10 protein-coding genes are annotated in these 11,349 nt (G+C 53.1%); 5 read left to right on the top strand and 5 right to left on the bottom strand.

Going from position 1 to position 11,349, the window contains the following annotated elements; genetic code table 11:
* From FQ015_RS22920 to trmL, 5 genes are all read left to right on the top strand, one after another.
* Positions 1-3,360, top strand: a 3,360-nt coding sequence (locus FQ015_RS22920; RefSeq protein WP_160524549.1) for a YadA family autotransporter adhesin, incomplete at its 5' end; no start/stop codon positions are given.
* Positions 3,361-3,776: 416 nt separating this feature from the next.
* A complete protein-coding gene (gene lldP / locus FQ015_RS22915; protein WP_001297977.1) occupies positions 3,777-5,432 on the top strand; it encodes an L-lactate permease in 1,656 nt (551 codons plus the stop codon).
* Positions 5,432-6,208: a transcriptional regulator LldR gene (gene lldR, locus FQ015_RS22910; RefSeq protein WP_001353574.1), complete on the top strand. Its 777-nt coding sequence runs from the start codon at positions 5,432-5,434 to the stop codon at positions 6,206-6,208. Before lldP ends, lldR begins: the two co-directional genes overlap by 1 nt.
* Complete coding sequence (lldD, locus tag FQ015_RS22905) at positions 6,205-7,395, top strand: quinone-dependent L-lactate dehydrogenase (protein ID WP_032304041.1); 1,191 nt, start codon at positions 6,205-6,207, stop codon at positions 7,393-7,395. Before lldR ends, lldD begins: the two co-directional genes overlap by 4 nt.
* A gap of 102 nt (positions 7,396-7,497) precedes the next feature.
* Positions 7,498-7,971, top strand: coding sequence for a tRNA (uridine(34)/cytosine(34)/5-carboxymethylaminomethyluridine(34)-2'-O)-methyltransferase TrmL (gene trmL / locus FQ015_RS22900; RefSeq protein ID WP_000932361.1), 474 nt, complete (start codon positions 7,498-7,500; stop codon positions 7,969-7,971).
* A 52-nt stretch (positions 7,972-8,023) separates the two neighbouring features.
* Here trmL and cysE read toward each other — a convergent pair whose 3' ends face one another.
* The 5 genes from cysE to FQ015_RS22875 form a co-directional block, all read right to left on the bottom strand.
* On the bottom strand, positions 8,024-8,845 hold the full coding sequence (gene cysE, locus FQ015_RS22895) for a serine O-acetyltransferase (RefSeq protein WP_001277561.1): 822 nt from the start codon (positions 8,843-8,845) through the stop codon (positions 8,024-8,026).
* Between the two features lie 79 nt (positions 8,846-8,924).
* Entirely contained in the window at positions 8,925-9,944 is a 1,020-nt protein-coding gene (gene gpsA / locus FQ015_RS22890; protein WP_001076194.1) for an NAD(P)H-dependent glycerol-3-phosphate dehydrogenase, read from the bottom strand.
* Positions 9,944-10,411: a protein-export chaperone SecB gene (gene secB / locus FQ015_RS22885; protein ID WP_000003377.1), complete on the bottom strand. Its 468-nt coding sequence runs from the start codon at positions 10,409-10,411 to the stop codon at positions 9,944-9,946. The genes gpsA and secB overlap by 1 nt, the downstream gene beginning before the upstream one ends.
* Positions 10,412-10,473: 62 nt before the next feature.
* The gene (gene grxC / locus FQ015_RS22880) at positions 10,474-10,725 is read right to left on the bottom strand and encodes a glutaredoxin 3 (protein WP_000024392.1); all 252 of its coding nucleotides are present in this window, start codon (positions 10,723-10,725) and stop codon (positions 10,474-10,476) included.
* A gap of 140 nt (positions 10,726-10,865) precedes the next feature.
* Entirely contained in the window at positions 10,866-11,297 is a 432-nt protein-coding gene (locus tag FQ015_RS22875; RefSeq protein ID WP_001156181.1) for a rhodanese-like domain-containing protein, read from the bottom strand.
* Positions 11,298-11,349 lie beyond the last annotated feature (52 nt).

The following is an 11,349-nucleotide window of genomic DNA, read 5'->3' as shown; positions in this document are numbered from 1 at the left end:
CAGCTGAAAGCGACCAAGGACGATGTGGCGGCAAACACCACCAACATCACTAACCTGACGAGCGAAGTGGCTGGCAACACCACCAGTATCACTAACCTGACTGATACGGTGACTAACCTCGGTGAAGACGCCCTGAAATGGGACGACGCCACAGGCGCATTCACCGCTGCACACGGCACTAACGCCACCAACAAAATCACTAACGTCACCGCTGGTGAGCTCTCTGATACCAGCACCGACGCCGTCAACGGTTCTCAGCTGAAAGCGACCAAGGACGATGTGGCGGCAAACACCACCAACATCACTAACCTGACGAGCGAAGTGGCTGGCAACACCACCAGTATCACTAACCTGACTGATACGGTGACTAACCTCGGTGAAGACGCCCTGAAATGGGACGACGCCACAGGCGCATTCACCGCTGCACACGGCACTAACGCCACCAACAAAATCACTAACGTCACCGCTGGTGAGCTATCTGACACCAGCACCGACGCCGTTAACGGTTCTCAGCTGAAAACCACTAACGATAACGTGGCGACTAACACCACCAATATCACTAATCTGACTGATACGGTGACTAACCTCGGTGAAGACGCCCTGAAATGGGACGATGCCGCAGGCGCATTTACCGCTGCACACGGCACTAACGCCACCAACAAAATCAGCAACGTACAAGCTGGCATAGTCTCCTCTGACAGCACTGACGCCATAAATGGCTCACAACTTTACGGTTTGGCTGATTCATTCACGTCCTATCTGGGTGGTGGTGCTGATATTAGCGATACAGGTGTATTAACCGGGCCAACCTATAGTATTGGCGGCACTGACTACACTAACGTCGGGGATGCTCTGGCTGCGATTAACACTTCATTTAGTGATTCTCTCGGTGATGCTCTGCTCTGGGATACAACCGCAGGCAAATTCAGCGCCAAACACGGCATTAATAATGATCCCAGTGTAATCACTGATATTGCAAACGGTGCAGTCTCGTCCACCAGTAGCGACGCTATTAACGGTTCACAGCTTTATGGCGTTAGTGACTACATTGCCGATGCTCTGGGCGGGAACGCTGTGGTGAATGCGGATGGCAGTATCACCGCACCGACTTATGCCATCGCTGGCGGCAGTTACAGCAACGTTGGTGACGCACTGGAAGCGATCGATACCACGCTGGATGACGCCCTGCTCTGGGATGCAACAGCCAATGACGGTGCTGGTGCATTCAGCGCCGGTCGTGGGGTAGATAACACTGCCAGTAAGATTACTAACGTCGCAAATGGTGCAATCTCTGCCACCAGCAGCGACGCGATTAACGGCTCACAACTCTATACCACTAACAAATATATCGCTGATGCTCTGGGCGGTGATGCAGAAGTTAACGCTGACGGTACTATCACTGCGCCGACTTACACCATTGCAAATGCCGAGTACAACAATGTCGGTGACGCTCTGGATGCGCTTGATGAGAACGCGCTGCTGTGGGATGCGACCGCCAATAACGGCGAAGGGGCTTACAACGCCAGTCATGACGGCAAGGCCAGCATTATCACAAACGTTGCTGATGGTAACATTGGTGAAGGTAGCACCGATGCTATCAACGGTTCTCAGCTGTTTAACACCAATATGCTGATCCAGCAGAACAGCGAAGTCATCAATCAGCTTGCCGGTAACACCAGTGAAACCTACATCGAAGAAAATGGTGCAGGTATTAACTATGTGCGTACCAATGACACCGGTTTAACCTTCACCGATGCCAGCGCAGCAGGTATTGGCTCTACCGCTGTGGGTTATAACTCTGTTGCCAAAGGCGATAGCAGCGTGGCCATGGGTTATAACTCTGTTGCTTCCAAAGCCAGCAGCGTAGCCATCGGTCAGGACAGCTACAGTGACGTTGATACAGGTATCGCTCTTGGTAGCAGTTCCGTTTCCAGCCGTGTAATAGTTAAAGGTTCTCGTGACACCAGCGTGTCGGAAGAAGGTGTTGTGATTGGTTATGACACAACTGACGGTGAACTGCTTGGCGCATTATCAATTGGTGACGATGGTAAATATCGTCAAATCATCAATGTTGCCGATGGTTCTGAAGCCCATGACGCCGTTACGGTTCGCCAGTTGCAGAATGCCATTGGTGCGGTCGCAACCACGCCGACTAAATACTTCCACGCTAATTCAACGGAAGAAGATTCACTGGCAGTAGGTACTGACTCGCTGGCAATGGGTGCGAAAACCATTGTGAATGGCGATAAAGGTATTGGTATCGGTTATGGTGCCTATGTGGAGGCCAATGCACTTAACGGCATTGCCATCGGTAGCAATGCGCAAGTCATTCATGTCAACAGTATTGCGATAGGTAATGGTTCTACGACCACTCGTGGCGCTCAAACCAATTACACCGCCTACAATATGGATGCACCGCAGAACTCTGTGGGTGAATTCTCCGTAGGTAGCGAAGACGGTCAACGTCAGATCACCAACGTCGCGGCTGGTTCGGCTGATACCGATGCGGTCAACGTGGGTCAATTGAAAGTAACGGATGCGCAGGTTTCCCAGAATACCCAGAGCATTACTAACCTGAACAATCAGGTGACGAATCTGGATACTCGCGTTACCAATATCGAAAACGGTATTGGCGATATCGTAACCACAGGTAGCACCAAGTACTTCAAGACCAACACCGATGGCGTAGATGCTAACGCCCAGGGTAAAGACAGTGTGGCGATTGGTTCTGGATCCATTGCTGCCGCTGACAACAGCGTCGCTCTGGGTACAGGCTCCGTGGCCAACGAAGAAAACACAATCTCTGTGGGTTCTTCTACCAACCAGCGCCGTATCACCAACGTTGCTGCCGGTGTTAATGCCACCGATGCGGTTAACGTTTCGCAGCTGAAGTCTTCTGAGGCAGGCGGCGTTCGTTACGACACCAAAGCTGATGGTTCTATAGACTACAGCAACATCACTCTCGGTGGTGGTAATGGCGGTACGACTCGCATCAGCAACGTCTCCGCTGGCGTCAACAACAACGACGCAGTGAACTATGCGCAGTTGAAGCAAAGCGTGCAGGAAACGAAGCAATACACCGATCAGCGGATGGTTGAGATGGATAACAAACTGTCCAAAACCGAAAGCAAGTTGAGCGGTGGTATCGCTTCCGCAATGGCAATGACCGGTCTGCCGCAGGCTTACACGCCGGGAGCCAGCATGGCCTCTATTGGTGGTGGTACTTACAACGGTGAATCGGCTGTTGCTTTAGGTGTGTCGATGGTGAGCGCCAATGGTCGTTGGGTCTACAAATTACAAGGTAGTACCAATAGCCAGGGTGAATACTCCGCCGCACTCGGTGCCGGTATTCAGTGGTAATGATTCATTAATGAATGGGTAAACGCCAAATTGCGTGATGCGCTACGCTTATCAGACCTACGGGATGATTCAGCACATTCCTGTAGGCCGGATAAGGCGTTCACGCCGCATCCGGCAAGATAAGGCGCACCAGATCAATAATCTGAGGGCAATTCCCTGATGGGAATTGCCCTTTTCTTTACAGACATCTCCCTCACTCCAAATTGGCCCTACCAATTCTTCGCTTATCTGACCTCTGGTTCACAGTTCCCCAATTAAAGCTCACATCAATGTTGCTAATATATAACATTTGGTTAACTATTCATTGTCATTATCCCTACACAACACAATTGGCAGTGCCACTTTTACACAACGTGTGACACGGAGATGAGCAACAGACTCATCACGCGGCGTGTGTGGACTGCAGGAGACCTGCAATGAATCTCTGGCAACAAAACTATGATCCCGCCGGGAATATCTGGCTTTCCAGCCTGATAGCATCGCTTCCCATTCTGTTTTTCTTCTTTGCGCTGATTAAGCTCAAACTGAAAGGATACGTCGCCGCCTCGTGGACGGTGGCAATCGCCCTTGCCGTGGCTTTGCTGTTCTATAAAATGCCGGTCGCTAACGCGCTGGCCTCGGTGGTTTATGGCTTCTTCTACGGTTTGTGGCCCATCGCGTGGATCATTATTGCAGCGGTGTTCGTCTATAAGATCTCGGTGAAAACCGGGCAGTTTGACATCATCCGCTCGTCTATTCTTTCGATAACCCCTGACCAGCGTCTGCAAATGCTGATCGTCGGTTTCTGTTTCGGCGCTTTCCTTGAAGGAGCCGCAGGCTTTGGCGCACCGGTAGCAATTACCGCCGCATTGCTGGTCGGCCTGGGCTTTAAACCGCTGTACGCCGCCGGGCTGTGCCTGATTGTTAACACCGCGCCAGTAGCATTTGGTGCGATGGGTATTCCGATTCTGGTCGCCGGGCAGGTAACAGGCATCGACAGCTTTGAGATTGGCCAGATGGTGGGGCGTCAGCTACCGTTTATGACCATTATCGTGCTGTTCTGGATTATGGCGATTATGGACGGTTGGCGCGGTATCAAAGAAACCTGGCCTGCGGTCGTGGTTGCGGGCGGCTCGTTTGCCATCGCTCAATACCTCAGCTCTAACTTTATTGGGCCAGAACTGCCAGACATTATCTCTTCGCTGGTATCGCTGCTCTGCCTGACACTGTTCCTCAAACGCTGGCAGCCGGTGCGCGTATTCCGTTTTGGTGATTTGGGGGCGTCACAGGTTGATATGACGCTGGCCCACACCGGTTACACCGCGGGTCAGGTATTACGTGCCTGGACACCGTTCCTGTTCCTGACCGCTACCGTAACACTGTGGAGTATCCCGCCGTTTAAAGCCCTGTTCGCATCGGGTGGCGCGCTGTATGAGTGGGTGATCAATATTCCGGTGCCGTACCTCGATAAACTGGTTGCCCGTATGCCGCCAGTGGTCAGCGAAGCGACAGCTTACGCCGCCGTGTTTAAGTTCGACTGGTTCTCTGCTACCGGTACCGCCATTCTGTTTGCTGCCCTGCTCTCGATTGTCTGGCTGAAGATGAAACCATCTGACGCTATCAGCACCTTCGGCAGCACCCTAAAAGAACTGGCTCTGCCTATCTACTCCATCGGTATGGTGCTGGCATTCGCCTTTATTTCGAACTATTCCGGACTGTCATCAACACTGGCGCTGGCACTGGCGCACACCGGTCATGCATTCACCTTCTTCTCGCCGTTCCTCGGCTGGCTTGGTGTCTTCCTGACCGGATCGGATACCTCATCTAACGCCCTGTTCGCCGCGCTGCAAGCCACTGCAGCACAACAAATTGGCGTTTCTGACCTGTTGCTGGTTGCTGCCAACACCACCGGTGGTGTCACCGGCAAAATGATCTCGCCGCAATCTATCGCTATCGCCTGTGCGGCGGTTGGCCTGGTGGGCAAAGAGTCTGATTTGTTCCGCTTTACTGTCAAACACAGCCTGATCTTCACCTGTATGGTGGGCGTGATCACCACGCTTCAGGCTTATGTCTTAACGTGGATGATTCCTTAATGATTGTTTTACCCAGACGCCTGTCAGACGAGGTTGCCGATCGTGTGCGGGCGCTGATTGATGAAAAAAACCTGGAGGCGGGCATGAAATTGCCCGCTGAACGTCAACTGGCAATGCAACTCGGTGTGTCGCGAAATTCACTGCGCGAGGCGCTGGCGAAACTGGTGAGCGAAGGTGTATTGCTCAGTCGACGCGGCGGCGGGACGTTTATTCGCTGGCGTCATGACACATGGTCGGAGCAAAACATCGTCCAGCCGTTGAAAACGCTGATGGCCGATGATCCGGATTACAGTTTCGATATTCTGGAAGCCCGCTACGCCATAGAAGCCAGCACCGCGTGGCATGCAGCAATGCGCGCCACGCCTGGCGAAAAAGAGAAAATTCAGCTTTGCTTTGAAGCAACACTCAGCGAAGACCCGGATCTCGCCTCACAAGCGGACGTTCGTTTTCATCTGGCGATTGCCGAAGCCTCACATAACATTGTGCTGCTGCAAACCATGCGCGGTTTCTTCGATGTCCTGCAATCCTCAGTGAAGCATAGCCGTCAGCGGATGTATCTGGTGCCCCCGGTTTTTTCACAACTGACCGAACAACATCAGGCTGTCATTGACGCCATTTTTGCCGGTGATGCTGACGGGGCGCGTAAAGCAATGATGGCGCACCTTAGCTTTGTTCACACCACCATGAAACGATTCGATGAAGATCAAGCTCGCCATGCACGCATTACCCGCCTGCCTGGTGACCATAATGAGAATTCGAGGGAGAAAAACGCATGATTATTTCCGCAGCCAGCGATTATCGCGCCGCAGCACAACGCATTCTGCCGCCATTCCTGTTCCACTATATGGATGGGGGGGCATATTCTGAATACACCCTGCGCCGCAACGTGGAAGATTTGTCAGAGGTGGCGCTGCGCCAGCGAATTCTGAAAAACATGTCCGACTTAAGCCTGGAAACGACGCTGTTTAATGAGAAATTGTCGATGCCGGTGGCGCTAGGTCCGGTAGGTTTGTGTGGCATGTATGCGCGACGCGGCGAAGTTCAGGCCGCAAAAGCGGCGGATGCACATGGCATTCCGTTTACTCTCTCGACCGTTTCTGTTTGCCCAATTGAAGAAGTCGCCCCCGCCATCAAGCGTCCGATGTGGTTCCAGTTATATGTGCTGCGCGATCGCGGCTTTATGCGTAACGCGCTGGAGCGTGCAAAAGCGGCAGGCTGTTCAACTCTGGTCTTCACTGTGGATATGCCAACGCCTGGTGCGCGTTACCGTGATGCGCACTCTGGAATGAGCGGCCCGAACGCGGCAATGCGCCGCTACTTGCAGGCGGTAACGCATCCGCAATGGGCGTGGGATGTGGGCCTGAATGGTCGTCCGCATGATCTCGGTAATATCTCGACTTATCTCGGCAAACCGACCGGACTGGAAGATTACATCGGCTGGCTAGGGAATAACTTCGATCCTTCTATCTCATGGAAAGACCTTGAGTGGATCCGCGATTTCTGGGATGGCCCGATGGTGATCAAAGGGATCCTCGACCCAGAAGATGCGCGTGATGCGGTACGTTTTGGCGCAGATGGCATTGTGGTTTCTAACCACGGTGGCCGCCAGCTGGACGGTGTACTCTCTTCTGCCCGTGCGTTGCCTGCTATTGCAGATGCGGTGAAAGGTGATATCGCCATTCTGGCAGATAGCGGCATTCGTAACGGGCTTGATGTCGTGCGTATGATTGCACTCGGTGCCGATACTGTACTGCTGGGTCGTGCTTTCCTGTATGCGCTGGCAACGGCGGGCCAGGCGGGCGTGGCAAATCTGCTGAATCTGATCGAAAAAGAGATGAAAGTGGCAATGACACTGACTGGCGCAAAATCGATCAGTGAAATTACGCAAGATTCGCTGGTGCAGGGGCTGGGTAAAGAGTTGCCTGCGGCGCTGGCTCCGATGGCGAAAGGGAATGCCGCATAGTCGTTTCCCCCTCGCCCCTCCGGGGAGAGGGCCGGGGTGAGGGGAAAAGGCCGCACCACTTCTCAATTTTCTGCTATCCTGCCCCCGCACTAAGGGGGCAGTATGCTAAACATCGTACTTTACGAACCAGAAATTCCGCCAAATACTGGCAACATCATCCGTCTTTGCGCTAATACCGGCTTTCGTCTGCATATCATCGAACCGATGGGATTTGCCTGGGACGACAAGCGCCTGCGCCGCGCAGGACTGGACTACCACGAATTTACCGCCGTTACGCGTCATCATAACTATGCTGCGTTCCTGGAAGCAGAAAATCCCCAGCGTCTGTTTGCCCTCACCACGAAAGGCACACCCGCACACAGCGCCGTAAGTTATCAGGATGGTGACTATCTGATGTTTGGCCCGGAAACACGCGGCCTGCCCGCGAGCATTCTCGATGCCCTGCCCGCTGAACAAAAAATTCGCATTCCAATGGTGCCGGACAGCCGCAGCATGAACCTGTCCAATGCGGTGTCGGTCGTGGTGTATGAAGCCTGGCGGCAGTTGGGGTATCCGGGAGCGGTGTTGAGAGATTAGTTACTGTATGCCGGATAGATGATTACATCGCATCCGGCACAATCACAGGACGTCAGATCCCATCCCCATACTCAAAGGTATGGTTAATACCGTTGAAATGTTGATCCATATCCATTGATGGTTTATCGCTGTCTGGTTTACCGACAATGCGTGCCGGAACGCCAGCGGCGGTGGTATGTGGCGGCACCGGTTGCAGCACCACGGAACCTGCGCCAATCTTCGCACCGCGCCCAACTTCAATATTGCCGAGAATTTTCGCGCCTGCGCCAATCATCACGCCTTCACGAATTTTCGGGTGACGGTCGCCGCCAGATTTTCCCGTACCGCCAAGGGTAACGGATTGCAGAATCGACACGTCATTTTCAATCACCGCAGTTTCACCCACAACGATGCCCGTCGCGTGGTCGAGCATGATACCGCGACCAATTTTTGCCGCCGGATGAATATCCACCTGGAACGTCACAGATACCTGGTTTTGCAGAAAAATAGCCAGCGCGCGACGGCCCTGATTCCACAGCCAGTGACCGATGCGATACGCCTGCAAGGCGTGAAAACCTTTCAGATATAACAATGGGGTTGAGTATTTATCGACTGCCGGGTCGCGGGTACGCACTGCCTGAATATCACAGGCCGCAGAAGCGATCATTTCCGGGTCGGCGGCGTAGGCTTCTTCCACCACTTCACGGATAGCAATGGCAGGCATAATTGGCGATGACAGCTTGTTCGCCAGCATGTAACTCAGTGCACTCCCCAGGTTTTCGTGCTTGAGTAGCGTTGCGTGGTAAAAACTGGCCAGCATTGGCTCACAGTCCGCCAGCGTTCTGGCTTCAGCTTTAATATTGTTCCAGACAATTTCCAGTTCTTCACACGACATTGCTTACTCCACACGATAAGATAATGACCGGCCCGTTCTGCGCGGGCCGGGTCATAGCGGTAACAAAGGTTCCCTGGGTTTAGTGGCTGCTGCGCTCGTCCTTGCGTGCACGACCTAGTAAAGTCAATGCTGCCTCGCGCGCGTTTTTTCCGCAATATAATACTTGATAAATTTCCTCGGTTATTGGCATTTCAACGCCGAAGCGATGCGCCAGTTCGCGGACTTCTTTCGTATTGCGGTAGCCTTCCACCACCTGACCAATTTTCTCCTGCGCGCTTTGTACATCCATGCCCTGACCGAGCATCATGCCAAAACGGCGGTTACGCGACTGGTTGTCGGTACAGGTAAGTACCAGATCACCCAGCCCCGCCATGCCCATAAAGGTGGCAGGATCGGCCCCCAGCGCCGCGCCAAGACGCGACATTTCAGCCAGACCTCGAGTGATCAGCGCCGTACGCGCATTCGCACCAAAACCGATACCGTCGGACATCCCCGCGCCAATGGCAATAACGTTTTTCACCGCGCCGCCAAGTTGCACGCCAATGAAATCCGGGTTGCTGTAAACGCGGAAACTTTTACCACAGTGCAGCAACTGCTGAAGATCATCAGCAAAGGTTTGGTCGGTAGAGGCCAGCGAAATGGCCGTCGGTAAACCTGCCGCCAGTTCTTTCGCAAACGTTGGGCCAGAGATAACCGCCAGCGGAATTTGATCGCCTAACGCCTCACGCGCCACGTCCTGTAACAGACGTCCGGTTTCCGCTTCCAGCCCTTTGGTCGCCCACACCAGCCGCGCATCAGGACGCATCAGCGGTTTAATCTGGCGCAGCACTTCCCCAAAGACATGGCTGGGTACGACGACGAGAATATTACGGCTGGCTGCCAGTGCGGTAGCGAGATCGCTTTCAAGATGGAGCGTATCGGGAAAAGGCACATCGGGGAGAAACGCGGCGTTACAGCGGTCGCGTTCAAGCGTCGCGATATGTTCAGGGTCATGGCCCCAGAGAACAACCTCGTGGCCATTTCTTGCCAGGGTGATGGCAAGAGCAGTGCCGTACGAGCCGGCACCGATCACAGTCATTGAAGCATTACGTTGGTTCATCAGGCATCCTGATGTTCTTCAGTACCTTCGCCAGCCTGCTGCTGCAAATAGTTCATGAACAGCGCATCGAAGTTAACCGGCGCAAGGTTCAGTTGCGGGAATGTACCGCGGGATACCATGCTGGTGATGCACTCACGAGCATACGGGAACAGAATGTTCGGGCAGTACGCGCCCAGGCAATGTGCCATCTGGGTGCCTTCGATACCCGCGATGGAGAAAATACCGCCCTGCTGAACTTCGCACAGGAACGCAGTTTCTTCGCCCAGGGATGCCGTTACGGTAACACGCAGTACCACTTCGTAAACGTCATCTGCCAGTTGAGAAGATGCCGTATCCAGATCAAGTTTAACTTCTGGCTGCCAATCTTTCTGGAAAACGTGCGGCGCATTCGGCGCTTCGAAAGAGATATCCTTGGTATAAATACGTTGGATCTGGAAAGTCATTTCAGTGTTGTTTTGTTCTGACATGTGTCGAAAACCCTTAAGTGTTGTCCTTAAATACTGCGCAATGTAATGCCAACGTTCACACGTTATTTCAGCAGGGGATCCAGTCCACCACGTGCATCCAATGCATACAAGTCATCACAGCCGCCAATGTGCTGTGCGTCAATAAAAATCTGCGGAACCGTGGTGCGACCGCTGCGTTTGATCATCTCTTCACGCTTAGCGGCGTTGCCATCGATCGGCAACTCCTGAAAACTCACACCCTTGCTGCTCAGCAGTGCTTTCGCACGATGGCAATACGGGCAGGTTTCTTTGGTATAGATTTCAACATTGGCCATAAATTAGCTCCTGTTTTTTACCCTGAAATTTCATGTTGCAGGGCGGCAGCAAAATGGAGTGTCCCCAGAAGCTTATAACAATAAGTCACTGGGGGCATAATTGCAGCTCACCGCCTGCGGCATGAAAAACGGCAGGTAAATTATTTGCCGCGCACCAGAGGCAAGTTCTCGCCAGCCCAGCCAGCGACGCCCTCTTTCAGCACGAATACTTGCGCAAAACCTGCTTTCGTCAGCGCGTTTGCAGGCTCCTGGCACTGCATGCCAGAACCGTCTACCACGATAACCGGCTTGTCTTTGTGCTTCTCAAGCTCACCAACATTATTGGCTTTGATTTCGCTCGGCAACAGATTGATAGAACCTGCGATATGGCCTTTACGGAAGTCATCACGCTGACGTAAATCCACAACCACAGCGTCTTCTTTGTTGATCAGACGTGTAGCTTCACCACGAGTAATCACCTTCACTTTCGAGGTCAGGCTCTTAAACGTAGTCACAAGAACCGCCACCAGTAACGCGATCCAGGCGATACTCAGTATGGGATGACGGCCAACAAATTGCATAATTTCTTGCATGGGGGGTAACAACTCCCGACGTAGTGATTAAAAAAACCAGGAAAGGAGTATA

Source organism: Escherichia sp. HH26CH, from assembly GCF_009820205.1.
GTDB lineage: Bacteria > Pseudomonadota > Gammaproteobacteria > Enterobacterales > Enterobacteriaceae > Escherichia > Escherichia coli_F.
This window is presented reverse-complemented; position numbering and strand designations above follow the sequence as displayed.